The following is a 19,696-nucleotide window of genomic DNA, read 5'->3' as shown; positions in this document are numbered from 1 at the left end:
ATCGGCCGTCAGTCGAGGGCGCGGCCCAGTTCGTTGTCGATGAAGGCGAAAACCTCGTCCTCGGTGGCCGCCTCGATCGCGCCGGCCACGTCGTCCCCGTCGCCGGGGCCCGCCGCCTGGTTCCAGCGGGACAGGATGGCGGCCAGCCGGGCCGCGATCGCGGCGTGCTCGCCGTTCGCCGCGGGGGCGGACATCAGGGCCGCCTCCAGCTTGTCCAGCTCGGCCAGCACGGTGCGGTGCGTGCCGCCGCCGGCCACGGCCAGCCGGTCGGTGAGATGCTCGACCAGCGCGGCCGGGGTGGCGTAGTCGAACACCAGCGTGGTCGGCAGGGACAGGCCGGTCCGCTCGACCAGCCGGTTGCGGAACTGCACCGCGGCCAGCGAGTCGAACCCCGAGTCCTTGAACGACGTGGTCAGCGCGACCTGGTCGGGGGCGGCGTGCCCGAGCACCCGGGACGCCTCCGCCCGCACCAGGTCTCGCAGGTACTGCTCGGCCTCCTCCCGGCTCATCCCGGCCAGCCGGTCGGCGCCGGCCGCCGCGCCCGCCGTCCTGCGGGCGCTCGCCGGCACCAGGTCGCGCAGGACGGCCGGGACCCGCTCGCGGCGGATCCAGGCCAGGTCGAGCGGGGCGGGCGCGACCACGGCCGGCCCGGCCGACAGCGCCGCGTCGAACAGCTCGGCGGCCTCGTCCGGGGCGATCAGCCGCAGCGCGCCGCGCGCGCCGTCGGTCATCCGCCCCCACGCCATCGACACCGCGGGCAGGCCACGCGAGCGGCGATGCCGGGCCAGCGCATCCAGGACGGTGCTCGCCGCGGCGAGCGTGCCCTGTCCGGCGCTGCCCAGCACGCCGACGACCGAGGAGGACAGCACGAACATCCCGAGGTCGGCGCCGGAGGTCAGCTCGTGCAGGTGCCAGGCCCCGTCGGCGTTGTCGCGCAGCATCCGGGCCACCCGGTCGGCGGTCAGGGAGGTGAGCACGCCGTCGTCCAGGGCGCTCGCGGCGTGCACGACCCCGGTCAGCGGACGGTCGGCGGGGATGCCCGCCAGCACCCCTCGCACGGCGGCCCGGTCGGCCGCGTCGCACTCCACCACCTCGACGCGTGCGCCCAGGGCGGTCAGCTCCTCGCGCAGCTCGGCCGCGCCCGGGGCGTCCGGGCCGTCGTGGCCGGTCAGGAGCAGGTTGCGGACGTGATGCCGGGTGACCAGGTGCCGGGCGATCAGCGCGCCGACCGCGCCGGTGCCGCCGGTGACCAGCACGGTTCCGTCCGGGTCCAGCTCGGGCGCGCGGGTCGCAGCGGCCGTGACGCGGGCCAGCCTGGGCACCAGCATGGTCCCGGCGCGGACCGCCGCCTGGGGTTCGCCCGACTCGAGCACCCCGGGCAGCAGGTCGGCCGACGACGGGTCGTCGTCCAGGTCGACCAGCACGATGCGGCCCGGGTTCTCCGACTGCGCCGAGCGCAGCAGGCCCCACACCGCCGCGCCCGCGAGGTCGCGCACGTCCTCGTCCGGGCCGGCGGCGACCGCGCCGCGGGTCACGACGGCCAGCCGGTTGTCGGGGAGGTCGGTCACGCCGACCCACTCGCGCGCCCAGTCCAGCGCGCGCTCCACGGCCCGCCGTGCCGAGGCCGCCGGTTCGCCGCCCACGGCAGAGCCGTCGGAGGCGTCAGAGGCGCCGGAGGGTTCGGCGAGCAGGACGTCCCACGGCATGTACGACTCGGCGGCCTCGGCGATGTCGGCGAACGCCAGTTCCGCCACCCGGTCGAGGTCACCGGCCGCGGTGCCGAGCACCGCCAGGCCGCCCGACTGCTCCGCGGTCGTCTTCGGCGGCTCGGCCGTGATCCATCGCAGCTCCAGCAGCGCGTCCGCGGCGTCCGTCCCCGCCGGGACGAGCGTGTCCAGCGGCACAGGGCCGAGCCGCACAGAGCTCGCCTCGGCCACCGGCCGCCCGTCCTCGCCGGCCGCCTGGAGCAGGAACGCGCCCTGGCCGTCCGGTGCGAGCCGGACGCGCAGCACCGTCGCGCCGACGGCGTGCAGCCGCACGCCGGCCCACTCGACCGGCAGGCGGGTGACGTCGTCGCCTGCGGTTCCCGGCCCGGCGAGCAGCGGGTGCAGGGCCGCGTCGAGCAGGGCCGGATGCAGCCCGAACCCGGCCGCGTCGGCGGCCGCCCCCTCGGGCAGCCGCACCTGCGCGAACAGCTCGCCGCCCAGCCGGAACAGCGACTCCACGCAACGGAAGACCGGCCCGTACTCGTACCCGGCGTCCGCGAGGTCGTCGTACAGTCCGGCGACCGCGACCGGTTCGGCGTTCGCCGGGGGCCAGGCGGGCCAGGCGAAGTCCGGCTCGGCCCCTGCCGGGCCGAGCACGCCGGTGGCGTGCAGCGTCCAGTCCCGCACCACCGCCCCGGCGTCGCCGGGCCTGGCGTGCACCGCCACCGGCCGACGTCCGCCCTCCCCCGGGGCTCCCACCACGACCTGCACCTGGACGCCGCCGCGCTCGGGCACCGTCAGCGGCGTCACGGCCGTCAGCTCGGCCAGCGTCGGGCAGCCGACCTCGTCGCCGGCGCGGATGGCCAGCTCCACCAGGGCTGCCTCCGCCAGCGGCGTGACCCCGGCGACGGCGCGGTCGGCCAGCCACGGGTGCGCGCCGCGCGACAGCCGGCAGGTGAACACGACCTCGTCGGTCCCGGCCACGGCGATGGCGGCGCCCAGCAGGGCGTGACCGGCGGCGTGCAGGCCGAGGCTGCCGGCGTCCACCGCCGTGGTGGCGCGGTCGGCCATCCAGTACGACTCGTGCTGGAAGGCGTACGTGGGCAGTTCCACGCGGCGGGCGCCGGTGCCGGTGAACACGGCCGCCCAGTCGACGGCCGCCCCGGAGGCCGACAGCCCGGCCAGCGCGGCCACGGCGCTCCACACCGGGGGCCGGTCCGCGTGGCGCACGGCGATGAGCCGGTCGTCCGCCAGGCCGGCGGCCTCGTCGGCGAGCCCGCCGGCCGGGCCGACGGCCACGAACCTGGTCACCTCCCGTGCGCGCAGCCAGCGCACCGCCTCGGCCGGCCCCCGCCCGTGCTCCGGGGAGCCGGGGCCGGCGGCCGTCGTCGCGGGCCCGGCCGGGTGCTCCGGCGGGCTCGGGTCCTCGGCCGTGAGCGGCCGGCCGGTGGCCATCGACACCACCGGGATCGGCGCGGGGCCCCAGGTCTCCTCCCCCGCCGCGTCCCCGGCCGCCACGAGGCGGCAGGCGTCCGGCAGGGAGAGCGCGCCGGCGAGATGCAGGGCGGTGAGCTCGCCGATGCCGTGCCCGGCCAGGTAGTCGGGGGTCACCCCCCACGAGCGGATCAGCCGGAACAGGGCGACCTCGTAGGCGAACACCTCCGGTCCGTCAGCGCCGGGCGCCTGGCCTCGCGCCGGCTCCGGCAGCTCCTCGAACGCCGCCCGGACCCGCTCGATCGCCTCGGCGAACACCGGGAACGCGGCGGACAGCTCGGCCGTGCCGTCGGGGCCCGCCCCCTCGCCGGGGAACAGGAACGCGGTGCGGCCCGGGCCGGCCACGTCGTGCACCACGCCGGGGCCGGAGCCGCCTTCGGCGACGGCGCGCAGCCCCGCCACCAGCCGGTCGCGGTCCGCCGCGACCACGGCGGCGCGATGGGCGAACACCGAGCGGGTGGTGGCCAGCGAGTACGCCACGTCGGCCGGGCCGAGGCCGGGGTCGGCGTCCACGAACGACAGCAGGCGCTCGGCCTGCCGCCGCAGCGCCTCCGGCGTCTTGCCGGACAGCACGCACGGCGCGGGGCGCTCCGCCCCCGGCCCGGTCGGCTCGGGCTCGGGCTCGGGGACCTGCTCCAAGATGACGTGGGCGTTGGTGCCGCTGACGCCGAACGAGGACACCGCGGCCCGCCGCGGCCGGTCGACGTCCGGCCACGGGCGGGCCTCGGTGAGCAGCCCGACCGCGCCGGCCGACCAGTCCACCTGCGGGGTCGGCTCCTCCAGGTGCAGCGTCTTCGGCATGAGCCCGTGCCGCAGGGCCAGCACGGTCTTGATCACCCCGGCCACGCCCGCGGCGGACTGCGCGTGGCCGAGGTTGGACTTCACCGAGCCCAGCCACACCGGCCGGTCCTCGTCCCGTCCCTGCCCGTAGGTCGCGAGAACGGCCTGCGCCTCGATCGGGTCGCCCAGGCGGGTGCCGGTGCCGTGCGCCTCGACCAGGTCGACCTCTGCCGGGGACAGGCGCGCGTTGGCCAGCGCCTGCCGGATCACCCGCTGCTGCGAGGGGCCGTTGGGCGCGGTCAGGCCGTTGGAGGCGCCGTCCTGGTTCACCGCGCTGCCGCGCACCAGGGCGAGCACCGGGTGGCCGTTGCGCCGCGCGTCGGCCAGGCGCTCCACCAGGAGCACGCCGACGCCCTCGGACCAGCCGGTGCCGTCGGCGGTGGCGGCGAACGACTTGCACCGGCCGTCCGGGGCCAGCCCGCGCTGCCGGGAGAACTCCACGAACACCCCCGGCGACGCCATCACGGTCGCGCCGCCGGCGATCGCCAGGTCGCACTCGCCCGACCGCAGCGCCTGCGCGGCCAGGTGCAGGGCCACCAGCGACGACGAGCACGCGGTGTCCACGGTGATCGCCGGTCCCTCCAGGCCCAGCGTGTAGGAGATGCGGCCGGAGGCGACGCTGCCCAGCGTGCCGGTCATCAGGTACCCCTCGGCGCCCTCCAGCGCGACGCCCGACCTGGTCCCGTACCCCTGGGGCGCGGCGCCCACGAACACGCCGGTGGCGCTCCCCCGCAACGCGTGGGGGTCGATGCCGGCCCGCTCCAGGGCCTCCCACGAGGTCTCCAGCAGCACCCGCTGCTGCGGATCCATCGCCAGCGCCTCACGCGGCGAGATCCCGAAGAACGCCGCGTCGAACTCCGCCGCGTCCGCCAGGAACCCGCCGTGCCGCGTGGTGCTGCGGCCGAGCGACTCCGCGTCCGGGTCGTACAGCGCCTCGACGTCCCAGCCCCGGTCCAGCGGGAACTCGCCGATCACGTCGACGCCGTCGGCGGCCATCCGCCACAGGCCCTCAGGTGAGGAGACCCCGCCGGGGAACCGGCAGGCCATGCCGACGATCGCGACCGGCTCGTCCAGGTCGACCGGCACGGCGGTGCCCTCCACCGGGGCCGCCGGGTCGCCGGCCACCTCGGCCAGCAGGTGGTCGGCCAGGGCGAGCGGCGTCGGGTAGTCGAAGACCACCGTCAGGGGCAGCGCCACGCCGGTCGCCGAGGCCAGCCGGTTGCGCAGCTCGACCGCGGTCAGCGAGTCGATCCCCAGCCCGCGGAACGCCACGTCCTCGGCGATCCCGTCTGCGCCGGCGTGCCCGAGCACGACGGCCGCCTCCCCGCGCACCAGGTCGACCAGGGTCCGGCGCCGCCGGTCGGCCGGCAGCGCGGCCAGCCGGTCGGCGAGCCCGCCCGCCGCGCCGGACGCGGACCGCGCGACCGGGCGCGCGCCCCTGCCCGCCAGCCCGCGCAGGATCGGCGCGACCGCCCCGGGCGCCGACCGCAGCGCGGGCAGGTCGAAGTCGACGGGCAGCAGCACGCCGCGGCCCATGGCGTGCGCCTGGTCGAAGAGCGCGACGCCGACCTGCGGGGTGATGGGCCGCAGGCCCGACCGGGTCATGCGGTCGCGGTCCTCCTGGGTCAGCCGCGCGTCCATGCCGCCGCCGGAGGCCCACAGACCCCAGCCGAGCGAGACGGCGGGCAGGCCCTGGGCGGCCCGGTGCCGGGCGAGCCCGTCGAGGAACGCGTTGGCGGCGGCGTAGTTGCCCTGGCCCGCACCGCCGGTGGTGCCGACGAGGGAGGAGAACAGCACGAACATGCCGAGATCCATGGTTCTGGTCAGCTCGTGCAGGTGCCACGCGGCGTCGGCCTTGGGCCGCAGGACGCCGGACACGCGCTCGGGCGTCAGGGCGTCGATCACGCCGTCGTCCAGCACCCCGGCGGCGTGCACCACGCCGGTCAGCGGGTGACCGGCCGGGATGCCGGCCAGGAGGCGTCGCAGCGCCTCGCGGTCCGCGGTGTCACAGGCGACGATCTCCACCCGGGCGCCGAGCGCGGACAGCTCGGCGCGCAGCTCGGCCGCGCCCTCGGCGCCGGGGCCGCGGCGGCCGGCGAGCACCAGGTTCCTGACCCCGTGCCGGGTGACCAGGTGCCGCGCGAACACCGCTCCCAGGGCGCCGGTGCCACCGGTGACCAGCACCGTGCCGTCGGGGCGCAGCGGGGCGGGGAAGGTGAGGGCGACCTTGCCGATGTGCCTGGCCTGCCCGATGTGCCGGAACGCCGCCTGGGCCTGGGTGATGTCCCAGGTGGTCACCGGGAGCGGCCGCAGCGCGCCCCGCCCGAACAGGTCGAGCAGGAACCGCAGCATCTCGCCGATCCGGTCCGGCGTCGCCTCGGCGAGGTCGAAGGCGCGGTAGCGGACGCCGGGGTGCTCGCGGGCGACCTGGTCGGGGTCGCGGACGTCGCTCTTGCCCATCTCCAGGAACCGGCCGCCGCCGGGCAGCAGGCGCAGCGAGGCGTCCACGAACTCGTCGGCCAGCGCGTCCAGCACGACGTCCACGCCGCGGCCGCCGGTGGCCTCGCGGAACCGCTGCTCGAACTCCAGGGTGCGGGAGTTGGCCAGGTGGTCGCCGTCCACGCCGAGCGCCCGCACCGCGTGCCACTTGCCGGGGCTCGCGGTGGCGTACACCTCGGCGCCGAGGTGCCGGGCCAGCTGCACCGCGGCCATGCCGACGCCGCCCGCCGCCGCGTGGACCAGCACGGACTCGCCCTCGCGCAGCCCGGCCAGGTCGCGCAGGCCGTACAGGGCGGTGAGGAACACCATGGGCATCGTCGCGCCCTGCGCGAACGACCAGTCCTGCGGCATGACCGCCAGGTAGCGGTGGTCGGTCACCGCGACGGGGCCGAAGGCGCCGGACACCAGGCCCATCACCCGGTCGCCGGGCGCCAGCCCGGTCACGCCCGGCCCGACCTCGGTCACCACGCCGGCGGCCTCGCCGCCCATCTCCGCCTCACCGGCGTACATGGCCAGGGCGATCAGGACGTCCCGGAAGTTCACGCCGGCCGCGCGGACGTCTATGCGCACCTGGCCCTCGCCCAGCGGGGCGGCCGCCCCCGGCCAGGGGAGCAGCGCCAGGTTCTCCAGCGTTCCCCGGGCGGTGCTGTCCAGCCGCCACGGCACGTCCTCGGGCGCTGCCAGCCGGTCGCCGGCGCTCGCGGGCGTGAGCCGGGGCGCCAGGGCCTTGCCCGCGCGGACGGCCACCTGCGGCTCGCCCGACTCCAGGACGGCCGGCAGCAGGGCGGCGGACGCGGGGTCGTCGTCGAGGTCGGCGAGCACGATGCGGCCGGGGTGCTCGGCCTGCGCCGAGCGCAGCAGCCCCCACACCGCCGCGCCCGCGAGGTCCGGCACGTCGCCGGCCGGGTCGGCGGCCACCGCGCCGCGGGTGACGACCAGCAGGCGGCCGGCGGCCGGCTGCTGGACCAGGGCCAGCGCCCGCAGGAGGGCCGCGCGCACCGTCTCGCCGACGTGCCCGCCGTCCGCGGCCCCACCGGTGAGCGTCACGAGGGCCACGGGGGCGTCGGCGGCCTCGGCCGGATCCTCGTGGAGCCGCACGCCCGCGGCCGTCAACGCCCGGCCGATCCGGTCGTCGACCTGGTCGAGCAGTGCCCACGGGCCGGCCTGGGCCGGCGCGGCGGGCAGCGGGGCGGCGACCCAGTCGACCGTGTAGAGCGCGCCGGCCGTCGCGCCGCCGGCCCCGGCGAGCGGGTCGACCGGCCGCATCACCAGCGACCGCACCTCCGCGACCGGCCGCCCGGTCTCGTCGGCCACCTCCAGCCGCACCGCGTCCGCGTCCCCGCGTGCCAGCCGTACACGCAACGCCGAGGCGCCCGTGGCGTACAGGCTCACGCCGTTCCAGGCGAAGGGCACCATCACGCCGGCATCGGCGACCGACGGCCCGAAGCCGATCGTGTGCAGCGCGGCGTCCAGCAGCGCCGGGTGGACGCCGAACCGGGCGGCGTCGGCGACCTCCCGCTTGGGCAGCCGAACCTCGGCGAAGACGTCCTCGCCGCGCCGCCACACCGATCGCAGCCCCTGGAACACCGGGCCGTACCCGTAGCCGGCCTCGGCCATCCGGTCGTAGGCGCCCGCCAGCTCGACGGGCTCCGCGCCGGCGGGCGGCCAGGCCTCCAGCGAGAACGCCGGCACCGGGCCGGCCGGGGCGAGCGTGCCGGAGGCGTGCGCCGTCCAGCGTGAAGCGGGGTCGCCGTCCGGGCGGGAGTAGACGGCCACCGGGCGGTGCCCGGTCTCGCGGGCCTCGCCCACCACCACCTGGATCTGCACCGCGCCGCGGTCCGGCACCACCAGGGGGGCGGCGATCAGCAGCTCGTCGAGCACCGGGCGGTCGACCTCGTCACCGGCCCAGATGGCCAGCTCGACCAGGGCGGTCCCCGGGAGCAGCGCCACACCGCCGACGCGGTGGTCGGCGAGCCAGGCGTGGGTGCTCAGCGACAGCCGGCCGGTGAGCACGACCTCGTCGCTGCCGGCCACGACGACCATCGCGCCCAGCAGGGGATGCTCGGCGGTGCGAAGGCCCGCCGCGGTGACGTCACCGGCGGCCGACCCCTTCAGCCAGTACGAGTCGCGCTGGAAGGCGTAGGTGGGCAGCTCGACGCGGCGCGCTCCCGTCCCGAACACCGCCGCCCAGTCCACGGCCGCGCCGCGGGCGTGGGCCCGGGCCAGCGCCGTGACGGCGGCGCGGCTCTGGGGATGGTCGCGGTGGTGCAGGGGGATGAAGTCGGCGTCGACGGTGTGCTGGCCGAGTGCGGTCAGAACGGCGTCGGGGCCGATCTCGAGGAAGGTGGTGACCTCGTGGTCGTGCAGCCACCGGACCTGGTCGGCGAACCGGACGGGGCGGCGCACCTGCTCCACCCAGTAGGCGGCCGAACGCACCCGCTCGGGGTCGGCGGACAGCGGGATGTCAGGTGCGGCGAACTCGACCCCGTCGAGCACCTCGCCGAACTCCTCCAGCATCGGGTCCATCAACGGCGAGTGGAAGGCGTGGCTCACCCGCAGCCGGCTGGTCTTACGCCCCTGTGCCTTGAGCCGTTCGGCGACCTCCAGCACGACCGCCTCGACACCGGAGATCACCACCGAGTCCGGCGCGTTCACCGCCGCGATCCCCACCTCGGCCTCCCGGCCGGCCAGCAAAGGCGCGACCTCGCCTTCGCTGGCCTGCACGGCGACCATCGCCCCGCCCGACGGCAACGCCTGCATCAGACGAGCCCGCGCGGCCACCACCCGGCACGCGTCGGCGAGTGACCAGACGCCGGCCACGTGCGCCGCCGCCAGCTCACCGATCGAATGCCCCGTCACATAATCCGGGACCACACCCCAAGACCGGACCAGCCGGAACAGCGCCACCTCGAACGCGAACAGTCCCGGCTGCGTCCACCCGGTCTCATCCAGCCCCTCACCGGAGAACACCACATCCTTCAACGACCCCGGCAACAGCCCCTCGAAGGCCGCGCACACCTCGTCGAACGCCGCCGCGAACACCGGGAAGTCCGCGTACAGCTCCCGGCCCATGCCCGCCCGCTGGGCGCCCTGACCGGTGAACAGGAAAGCCGTACGACCCGCGCCCGCCACGCCGCGCACCACGCGGGAGTCCGAGCCGTTCTCGGCCAGGGTCAGCAGGCCCGCCAGCAGTTCCTCGCGGTCGCCGGCCACCACGGCGGCACGGTGCTCGAACGCCGTCCGCGTCGTCGCCAGCGAGTACCCGACGTCCACCGGGGCGAGGCCGGGAGCCGTCCGCAGGTGGGACGCGAGCTGGGCGGCCTGGGCGCGCACCGCCTCCGGCGTCTTCGCCGACAGCACCCACGGCACCACCGGCGGCGCCGCCGCCGGCTCGGCGGTCTCCGGCTCGGGTTCGGGGGCCTGTTCCAGCACGACGTGGGCGTTGGTGCCGCTGACCCCGAACGACGACACCGCGCCGCGGCGCGGACGCCCGGTCTCCGGCCAGGGGCGGTTCTCGGTCAGCAGCGCCACCGCGCCGGCCGTCCAGTCGGCCTGCGGGGTCGGCTCGTCCACGTGCAGCGTCCTCGGCATGAGCCCGTGCCGGAGCGCCAGCACGGTCTTGATCACTCCGGCCACGCCCGCGGCGGACTGGGTGTGACCGATGTTCGACTTCACCGACCCCAGCCACACCGGCCGACCCTCGGCGCGCTCCTGGCCGTAGGTGGCGAGCAGTGCCTGGGCCTCGATCGGGTCGCCCAGGCGGGTGCCGGTGCCGTGCGCCTCGACCAGGTCGACCTCGGCCGGGGACAGGCGCGCGTTGGCCAGCGCCTGCCGGATCACCCGCTGCTGCGAGGGGCCGTTGGGCGCGGTGAGGCCGTTGGACGCGCCGTCCTGGTTCACCGCCGAGCCCCGGATCACCGCCAGCACCGGGTGCCCGAGCCGTCGCGCGTCCGACAGCCGCTCCAGCACGAGCATGCCGGCGCCCTCGGCCCATCCGGTGCCGTCCGCCGCCGCGGCGAAGGACTTGCACCGGCCGTCCGGGGACAGCCCGCGCTGCCGGGAGAACTCCACGAACGTGCCGAGCGAGGCCATCACGGTCGCGCCGCCGGCGAGCGCCAGCGTGCACTCGCCGCCGCGCAGCGCCTGGGCGGCGAGGTGCAGGGCCACCAGCGACGACGAGCAGGCGGTGTCCACGGTGATCGCCGGGCCTTCCAGGCCCAGCGTGTAGGAGATGCGTCCGGAGGCGACGCTGCCGATCGTGCCGGTCATCAGGTAACCCTCGGTGCCGGCCACGGCGGCGTCGGGTTGCGCGCCGTACCCCTGGGGTGGCGCTCCGGCGAACACGCCGGTCCTGCTCCCGCGCAGCGAGACCGGGTCGATGCCCGCCCGCTCCAGCGCCTCCCACGACGTCTCCAGCAGCAGCCGCTGCTGCGGATCCATCGTCACCGCCTCACGCGGCGAGATGCCGAAGAACCCCGCGTCGAACTCCGCCGCGTCATACAGGAACCCGCCACCACGCGCGTAGAACGTGCCCGGCCGATCGGGATCAGGGTCGTAGTGACTCTCGGCGTCCCAGCCCCGGTCCTCGGGGAAACCGCCGATCGCGTCGACGCCGCCGGCGACCACCCGCCAGAGGGCGTCGGGCGAGGACACGCCGCCGGGGAAGCGGCACGCCATGCCGACGATCGCCACCGGCTCGTCCGCGCCGGCCATCGCCGCGACGGTCTCCACCGGGGCGGCCTGGTCGCCGGCCACCTCGGCCAGCAGGTGGTCGGCCAGCGCGAGCGGCGTCGGGTAGTCGAAGACGACGGTGGGGGCCAGCGCCACGCCGGTCGCCGAGGCCAGCCGGTTGCGCAGCTCGACCGCGGTCAGCGAGTCGACGCCCATCTGCCGGAACGCGACGTCCTCGGCGAGGCCGTCGCCGCCTGAGTGCCCCAGCACCATGGCCGCCTCGCCGCGCACCAGGTCGACCAGCGACCGGCGCCGCCGGTCGGCCGGCAGCGCGGCCAGGCGGTCGGCGAACCGTCCCGCCGCGCCCGTCGCAGACCGCGCGACCGGGCGGGTGCCCCTGCCCGCCAGGGCCCGCATGATCGGCGGGACCGGCCCGGGGGCCGAGCGCAGCGCGCGCAGGTCGATCGGCACGGGCAGCAGCGCCGCCCGGCCGGTGGCGAGGGCCTGGTCGAACATGACCAGTCCCTCGTCGGCGGAGATGGGGCGCAGGCCCGCCTGGGCCATCCGGCCGCGCTCGGCCTGCGTCACGCCCGAGCCCATTCCGCCGGCGGTCGCCCACATGCCCCACCCGAGCGAGACGGCGGGCAGTCCCTTCGCCGCGCGGTGCTGCGCGAGCCCGTCGAGGAACGCGTTCGCGGCGGCGTAGTTGGCCTGTCCGGCGCTGCGCATCGTGCCCGCCATCGACGAGAACAGGACGAACATGCGCAGGTCCAGGCCCTCGGTGAGCTCGTGGAGGTGCCAGGCGGCGTCCACCTTGGGGCGCAGGATGTCGATCATCCGCTGCGCGGTGAGCGTGGTGACCACCCCGGCGTCCGCCGTCCCGGCGGTGTGCACTACCCCGGTCAGCGGGTGCTCCGCCGGTACAGCGGCCAGCAGCGCGGCCACGGCCTCACGGTCGGCCGCGTCACAGGCGACGATCTCCACCCGGGCACCCAGCTCCGACAGCTCGTCCCGCAACTCGACCGCACCCGGCGCGTCCAGCCCACGACGGCTGGTCAGCACCAGATGCCGCACCCCATAACCCACCACCAGATGCCGCGCGAACAACGCCCCCAACGCCCCGGTACCACCGGTCACCAGCACCGTCCCACCCGGCTCCAGCACCGGTGATCCGGCCGCCGGGCTCGCGTCCGGCGCATCGCCGCCGGTCTCCCGCGCCGACCCGTCCCGGTCCGGCGCCGGCGACTCTCCCGGCGAGGCCGTACCCGGTGCGCCGGCGCCATCGGTGACCGGCGCCGACCCGTTCCACCGCGGCACCGGCGCCTGGCCGGCCGAGACCGCGTCCACAACACCGGTGGCCGGCGCGGTTCCGTTCGCGTTCGGCGCCGGCGGTTCACTCGGCGAGGCCGCGCCCAGTCTGGCTACCAGCAGCGTTCCCGAGCGGACGGCGATCTCGGGTTCGCCGGAGCGCAGCGCGGCCGGGAGCAGGGCCGTCGAGGAGGGGGCGTCGTCGAGGTCGACGAGCGTGATGCGGCCGGGGTGCTCGGCCTGCGCCGAGCGCACCAGACCCCACACCGCCGCGCCCGCCAGATCGGGCACCTCGTCGGCGGGGCCCGCGGCGACCGCACCCCGGGTGACCACACCGAGCAGGCGCCCTGCGAGCCGCTCGTCGGACAGCCAGTCCTGCACCCAGGCCAGCACCCGCACGGCGGCGTCGCGCACCGAGCCCGGCACCCCGGCACCCGTGGCGGGTGACTCGGCGACCAGGACGTCCCAGTCGCCTGCCGCCTCGGCGGCCTCCGCGACGCTCGTGTACCGCGCCCGGGCCAGCCCGTCCAGCCCGCCGTCCGGGGCCTCCAGCGACGCGAGCCGGTCCACGGGCTCGGCGGACACCTCCGCGTCCACGGGCTCCGTGGGCTGCCCATCCACGGGCACCGCGGCGGCCACACGGTCAGCGGGGGTCGCGGGCGGCTCGGCGCCGGCCGGCTTCGCGGACGGCTCGACGGCCGCGCGACCCACGGGCCGCTCGACGGCGGCGGAGCGCGCGGGAGGGTCGACGCGGTGCCACCGGATCTCGAACAGGGAGTCCGCCGCGCTGTCCCGCACCGTGCCGGGGGTCAGGGCGCCGAGGCGTACGGAGTGCGCGGCGGCGACCGGGCGGCCGGTCTCGTCGAAGGCCTCGAAGCGGAACGTGTCCCGCCCATGCTGCGTGAGGCGCACGCGCAGGGCGGTCGCGCCGGAGGCGTGCAGGGTCACGCCCTCCCAGGAGGTCGCCGCGCGGGCGGCACCGGGTGCCGCGCCCAGCAGGGGGTGCAGTGCCGCGTCCAGCAGGGCGGGGTGGATGCCGAACCGGGCGGCCTCGGCGAGCGACCGCTCGGGCAGCCGCACCTCGCCGAACCGGTCGTCACCCAGCCGCCACGCGGCCTCCAGGCCCTGGAACACCGGCCCGTACCCGTGGCCGGCGTCCGCCAGGTCCGCGTACAGCTCGTCCACCTCGACCGGTTCGGCCCCGGCCGGGGGCCAGCTCGGCTCCGCCGCGTCCGGCTCGGCCTCGGCCGGGCTCAGCGCCCCGGCGGCGTGCTGGGTCCAGCGCGGGCGTGTGTCGCCGGTGTCGGGGCGGGAGTGGACGGACACCGGGCGGCGGCCCGTCTCGCCGGGTTCGCCCACCACCACCTGGACGAGCACGCCGCCGCGGTCGGGCACGACCAGCGGCGCCGTGACGTCCAGCTCCTCAAGCGTCGGGCAGTCGACCTCGTCTCCTGCGCGGATCGCCAGCTCGACCAGCGCGGCCGGCGGCAGCAGCGCCACGCCCTCGACCCGGTGGTCGGCGAGCCAGGGGTGCGTGCTCACCGAGAGCCTGCTGGTGAACACCACCTCGCCGCTGCCCGCCATGGTGAGCACCGCGCCCAGCAGCGGGTGCCCCGGAGCCTGGAGCCCCGCCGCGGTGACGTCGCCCGCCTCGGCGTCCCCGCTCAGCCAGTAGGCCTCACGCTGGAAGGCGTAGGTGGGCAGGTCGACCTGCGCGGCTCCCGTCCCGGCGAACACCGCCGCCCAGTCGACGGTCACGCCATGTGCGTGGGCCTGGGCCAGGCCGCGCATCACGGTGTGCGCCTGGGGCCGGTCGCGGCGTTGCAGCGCGACGAACCCCGCCTCGACCGTGCGCGACCCGAGCGCGGTGAGCACGCCGTCCGGCCCGACCTCGATGAACCGGGTCACGCCGTGCTCGTGCAGCCGGCGCACCTGGTCGGCGAACCGGACGGGGCGGCGCACCTGCTCCACCCAGTAGGCGGCCGAACGCACCCGTTCGGCCCCGGCGCTCAGCGCGATCACCGGCTCGGCGAACTCCACCGTGGACAGGACCTCGGCGAACTCCTCCAGCATCGGATCCATCAACGGCGAATGGAAGGCGTGGCTCACCGTCAACCGGCTGGTCTTACGCCCCCGAAGCTTGAGCCGCTCGGCGACCTCGACCACGGCCGCCTCGGCGCCGGAGATCACCACCGAGTCGGGCGCGTTCACCGCCGCGATGTCCAGCTCGGCCTCCCGGCCGGCCAGCAAGGGCGCGATCTCGTCCTCGGTGGCCTGCACCGCGACCATCGCCCCGCCCGGCGGCAGCGCCTGCATCAACCGCGCCCGCGCGGCCACCACCCGGCAGGCATCGGCCAATGACCACACCCCGGCCACATGGGCCGCCGCCAGCTCACCGATCGAATGCCCGGTCACGTGGTCGGGGGTGATCCCCCACGACCGGACCAGCCGGAAAAGGGCCACTTCGAAGGCGAACAACGCGGGCTGGGTCCATCCGGTGTCGTTCAGCCCGTCACCGGAGAACACCACGTCCTTCAACGGCCCGGGCAGCAGTCCATCGAACGCGGCGCACACCTCGTCGAACGCCGCCGCGAACACCGGGAAGCCCTCATACAGCTCCCGGCCCATCCCGGCCTGCTGCGCGCCCTGACCGGTGAACAGCAGCGCCGTGCGGCCCGCGCCCGCGACACCACGCACGACGGCGGGCCCCGAACCGTCCTCGGCCAGCGCCCGCAGCCCCGCCAGCAGACCCTCACGGTCACCGGCCACCACGGCGGCACGGTGCTCGAACACCGACCGCGTCGACACCAGCGAGAATCCGACATCCACCAGCGACAGACCCGGATCAGACTCCACGAACGACACCAACCGGCCCGCCTGCGCCCGCAACGCCCCCGGCGTCTTCGCCGACACCAGCCACGGCATCACCGGCAATGCGGACCGCACCGTGTCCGGCACCGTGTCCGGCACCGTGTCCGGCACCGCCTCGGCCTGCCCGGCCGCGTCCGGTCCGCCCGTGCTCAGCAGCGCCGCGTCCGGCTCCGCTCCGTCATGCCGCACCGCATCCGGCAGGGCCGCGTCCGTCGCGGCTGGGGCGAGGATCCCCCGGGCCGGTTCCGGCTCGGGGGCCTCTTCCACGATGACGTGGGCGTTGGTGCCGCTGACCCCGAACGACGACACCGCGCCACGGCGCGGACGCCCGGTCTCCGGCCACGGACGGTTCTGCGTCAGCAGCGCCACCGCGCCGGCCGACCAGTCGGCCTGCGGGGTCGGCTCGTCCACGTGCAGCGTCCTGGGCATGAGCCCGTGCCGGAGCGCCATCACCATCTTGACGACCCCGGCCAGCCCGGCCGCCGCCTGGGCGTGGCCGATGTTCGACTTCACCGAGCCCAGCCACACCGGCCGGTCCCCGGGGCGCTCCTGGCCGTAGGTAGCGAGAATGGCCTGCGCCTCGATCGGGTCGCCCAGCCGCGTTCCGGTCCCGTGCGCCTCGACCACGTCGACGTCGGCGGCGGTCAGTCCGGCGTTCGTGAGCGCCTGGCGGATCACCCGCTGCTGCGAGGGGCCGTTGGGCGCGGTCAGGCCGTTGGACGCGCCGTCCTGGTTCACCGCCGAGCCGCGCACGACGGCCAGCACGCGGTGGCCGTGACGTCGCGCGTCCGACAGCCGTTCGACGAGGAGCATGCCGGCGCCTTCGGACCAGGAGGTGCCGTCGGCCGCCGCGGCGAACGCCTTGCACCGGCCGTCCGGGGACAGCCCGCGCTGGCGGGAGAACTCCACGAACCCCTGCAGGGTGGACATCACGGTGACGCCGCCGGCGAGCGCGAGATCGCACTCCCCCGACCTCAGCGCCTGCGCGGCCAGGTGCAGAGCTACGAGCGAGGAGGAGCACGCGGTGTCCACGGTGATCGCCGGACCCTCCAGGCCCAGCGTGTAGGAGATGCGGCCCGAGGCGACGCTGCCGATCGTGCCGGTCATCAGGTAACCCTCGGTGCCCTCCACCTTCAGGTCCGACCGCATGCCGTAGCCCTGCATGGTGACGCCGGCGAACACGCCGGTCCTGCTCCCGCGCAGCGAGACCGGGTCGATGCCCGCCCGCTCCAGCGCCTCCCACGACGTCTCCAGCAGCAGCCGCTGCTGCGGATCCATCGTCACCGCCTCACGCGGCGAGATCCCGAAGAACCCCGCGTCGAACTCCGCCGCGTCATACAGGAACCCGCCACCACGCGCGTAGAACGTGCCCGGCCGATCGGGATCGGGGTCGTAGTGACTCTCGGCGTCCCATCCCCGGTCGTCCGGGAATCCGCCGATCACGTCGGCACCCTCGGCGACCAGGCGCCACAGCTCCTCGGGGCTGGCAGCGCCGCCGGGGAACCGGCAGGCCATGCCGACGATCGCCACCGGCTCGTCCGCACCGGCCGTCACGGCGGCGCTCTCGACCGGGGCGGCTTCGTCGCCGGCCAGCTCGGTGAGCAGGTGTTCGGCCAGGGCGAGAGGGCTGGGGTAGTCGAAGACGACGGTGGCCGACAGCCGCAACCCGGTGCGGGTCCCCAACCGGTTGCGCAACTCGACCGCCGTCATCGAGTCGAACCCCAACTGCCGGAACGCCACCTCCCCCGCCACCCGGCCCACATCGGCATGCCCCAACGCCGCAGCCGCCTCCGTACGCACCAGCTCAACCACCAACTCCAACCGCCGCGCCACCGGCAACCCCGCCAACCGGCCCACCAACCCCGCATCGGCCACACCCGCCGCCGCCACCCGACGACCCCCGCCACCGATCAACCCCTCCAGAACCGGCGCCACCAAACCAGCCCGCGACCGCAACACCCCCAGGTCATACCGAGCCGGCACCACCACAGCCCGACCCACACCCAACGCACGATCAAACAACACCCGACCCTCATCAACCGAGATCGCCCGCAACCCCGACCACAACCACCGATCCACCTCCGAACGCGCCACCCCCGCGTCCAGACCACCCTCAGTCGCCCACAACCCCCACCCCAACGACACCGCACTCAAACCCCGCGCCGCCCGAAACTGCGCCAACCCATCCAAAAACGCATTCCCCGCGGCATAACCCCCCTGCCCCGGACCCCCCACCGTCCCCGCCAACGACGAGAACAACACAAACAACCGCAACCCCAAGCCCTCGGTCAGCTCATGCAACACCCACGCCGCATCCACCTTCGGCCGCATCACCCCCGACACCCGACCCGGCGTCAACTCAGCGACCACACCCTCTTCGGCCACCCCGGCGGCGTGCACCACGCCGACCAGGGGATGCTCCGCCGGTACGGCGCCCAGCAGCGCGGCCACGGCCTCACGGTCGGCCGCGTCACAGGCCACGATCTCCACCTGCGCGCCCAGCTCCGACAGCTCGTCCCGCAGCTCGACCGCACCCGGCGCGTCCAGCCCACGACGGCTGGTCAGCACCAGATGCCGCACCCCATAACCCACCACCAGATGCCGCGCGAACAACGCCCCCAACGCCCCGGTACCACCGGTCACCAACACCGTCCCACCCGGCTCCAGCACCGGCACCGGCGCCTCGGGCTTCGCCAGCCTTGACAGCCGGGGCACAAGCACCCGTCCCGCGCGAACCGCCGCCTGCGGGTCGGCAGAGTCGACGACCTCGGGCAGCGACCCGAGCGAGGACGGATCGTCGTCGACGTCGACGATCACGATGCGGCCGGGGTGCTCGGCCTGCGCCGAACGCAACAACCCCCACACCGCCGCACCCGCCAGATCCACCACATCCTCGGCCGGACCAGCGGCCACCGCACCCCGCGTCACCACCACCAGACGGCTCTCCGGCCCCGCACCCGCCAACCAGCGCTGAACCAGATCCACCGCCCAGCGAACCTCGGCGTGCACCGCCTCCGCGACAACGTCGCCGCCGTCAACGCCGGTCAGCGCCCCGCGCACCGGAAGCGCGACGACAACGTCGGCGCCGTCTGTCTCGATGGGCTCCTCGCACCAGCGGACCGGCACGCCCGCGGCCGCCAGGCGGCGCTCGACGTCGTCGTCGGCCTCGCCCAGCACCGCCCAGGCGCCGGGGTCCCCCCGCCTGCCGCCACCGGTGGCCGGGACCCAGTCCAGCCCGAACAGCCAGTCGCCGACCGCGCCGGCGAGCTCGTCGGCCACGACCGGGCGCAGCACCAGCGAACCCGCCTCGGCGACGGGCTCGCCCATCCCGTCCGCGACCTGGACCACCAGCGCGTCGGCGCCGGCCGGCGCCAGCCGCACCCGGAGCATCGAGGCCCCGGACGCGTGCAGCGCCACGTCGGTCCACGCGAACGGCAGCGCGACGCCGTCCACGCCGGCGAAGAACGAGCCGTAGTTGATGGCGTGCAGGGCGGCGTCGAGCAGGGCCGGGTGCAGTCCGAACGCGGTGATTTGGGACACCTGCTCCTCCGGCAATGCGACCTCGGCGAACACCTCATCGCCGCGCCGCCACACCGACTTCAGGCACCGGAACGCCGGCCCGTAGTCGTAACCGCGCTCGGCCAGTTCCTCGTACACGTCCCCGGCCGCGACCGCGACCGCGCCGGGCGGCGGCCACGCCCGCAGGTCATAGCCGGGCCGCCGGTCGGCGGCGGCCAGGACCCCTGCGGCGTGGCGGACCCACGCCGTGGCGTCCTGCCGGGAGTGCACGGTCACCGGTCGCCGGCCCGATTCGTCCGCGTCGTCCACCGTGATCTGCACCTGAACGCGCCCGGACCGGGGCAGCACCAACGGTGCGTGCAGGGTCAGCTCTTCCAGAAGCTCGCAGCCGACCTCGCCGCCGGCCCGTAGGACCATCTCCACGAACGCGGTCCCGGGCAGGATGACCGCGCCCAGCACCGCGTGGTCGGCGAGCCAGGGCTGCGCGGCCAGGGACAGGCTGCCGGTGAGCACCACCGCGCCCGACTCGGGCGACTCGACCATCGCGCTGAGCAGCGGGTGCCCCACGGTGGTCAACCCGGCCGCGGCCACGTCGCCTGAGCCGGAGCTCTTCATCCAGTACGAGTCGCGCTGGAAGGCGTAGGTGGGCAGGTCGACACGGCGGGCCCCGGCCCCGGCGAACACCGCGGCCCAGTCGACCGCCACACCCTGCGCGTGGAGCTGGGCCAGACCCCGCATCACGGTCACGGCCTGAGCCTGGTCCCGGCGCTGCAGCGCCACGAACCCCG

General features: G+C 76.1%; 1 protein-coding gene. It reads right to left on the bottom strand.

Annotated elements, in window-relative coordinates; genetic code table 11:
- Nucleotides 1-8: 8 nt before the first annotated feature.
- Nucleotides 9-19,646, bottom strand: a complete 19,638-nt coding sequence (locus PYR91_RS35660) for an SDR family NAD(P)-dependent oxidoreductase (protein ID WP_347944030.1) — start codon at nt 19,644-19,646, stop codon at nt 9-11.
- Nucleotides 19,647-19,696: the final 50 nt, after the last annotated feature.

This window comes from Sphaerisporangium sp. TRM90804, from assembly GCF_029846175.1.
In the GTDB taxonomy this organism is placed as follows: Bacteria; Actinomycetota; Actinomycetes; order Streptosporangiales; family Streptosporangiaceae; genus Sphaerisporangium.
This window is presented reverse-complemented; position numbering and strand designations above follow the sequence as displayed.